This is a genomic window from Arthrobacter sp. TB 26, assembly GCF_000427315.1.
GTDB lineage: Bacteria > Actinomycetota > Actinomycetes > Actinomycetales > Micrococcaceae > Arthrobacter.
Window position 1 is genome coordinate 1 of the sequence record NZ_AUPJ01000119.1, and the last position, 1,059, is coordinate 1,059.

The window sequence follows — 1,059 nt, forward strand, 5'->3', positions numbered from 1 at the left end:
CCGCGCGGTCAGGCCCGCCGGGAGCGCTGGCTGGCTCATGACCGGGGCCAGGACGGCGGGTTCCAGGGCCATGGCGAGGGCGAAGCTGCCCGTCATGCACATCCCGATTGCCCCGACGCCGGGACCGCCGCACTCCTGGTGTGCCTTGGCAGCAAGGGCGCGCAGCCAACCCGTCGCCGGGCTGCTCCGGTTCGCCAGCACAGCGAATTCACGGGAGATGCAGACCCTCGCGATGGACTTCACGATTCCCTCGCCTGCTTTTCCGCCGGGCCGCCCGAACATGGACGGAAGGTAGACGGTGTAGCCCCGCGCGATCAGGCGCCGGGCGAGGCCCAGCACCCCGGGATGGATGCCGGGGATCTCGTGGATCAGGACCACGGCCGGGCCCGCTCCTGCCCGGAAAACCTGGTGCTGGATGCCCCCGTGGCTGAAGGTCGACTCGGTGAAGCCCTCCAGCGTTTCCTGTTGCTCCGGCATGCAGGTCCCCTTCGGTTCCGGGACGGCACTCTCTGTTGCGCTGCAGCCGCCCCGCCTACCGCACATGCTACGGACCTGGGGCGCCGCCGTCGACGGCAGATCCCTTGCGGCGCTCCGGACCAACTGATAGGCCTGATACAGGCCAAAAGGTAGTGTGCTTGGTAGTAGAGGAGCACCAGCCTGAACAGGCGGTGGTTGCAGAAGGGAAGTTCACGTGAGCCGCAAGAATCCCAAGGTCGAGGAATACGACGAAAAGGACCTCGAGGTCGGGGACGGTCCAAAGGACTGGGCCGCCGGCATCCCGGGGGTGCTGCACTCCATGGAGCCCGCGATTAAACACATGGGCGTGAACCGGACGCGCAAAACCGTCCTGGCGATGAACCAGAAGGACGGCTTCGACTGCCCCAGCTGTGCCTGGCCGGACCCGGACCACCGCAAGGCGTTCGAGTTCTGTGAAAACGGCGCCAAGGCAGTCACCTGGGAGGCCACCCCGGTGGTGATTGGCACAGGGTTCTGGGCGGAGCATTCGGTCAGCGAGCTGCGGACCCGCTCCGAGTACTGGCTGGGTATGCAGGGCCGGCT

At 67.1% G+C, this 1,059-nt stretch carries 2 protein-coding genes (1 of these 2 only partly in view); one reads left to right on the forward strand and one right to left on the reverse strand.

What is annotated here, in order from left to right:
* A partial coding sequence (locus K789_RS0103595) for a dienelactone hydrolase family protein (RefSeq protein WP_029704421.1) occupies positions 1 to 477 on the reverse strand: 477 nt, incomplete at its 3' end.
* 214 nt (positions 478 to 691) lie between these two features.
* On the opposite strand from K789_RS0103595, the gene K789_RS0103600 reads away from it, so the two are divergent.
* Positions 692 to 1,059 carry the start of an FdhF/YdeP family oxidoreductase gene (locus K789_RS0103600; protein ID WP_024365565.1) on the forward strand. Its footprint extends 1,978 nt past the window's final position, so only the first 368 of its 2,346 coding nucleotides appear in the window; it begins with the start codon at positions 692 to 694; the stop codon falls past the right edge of the window.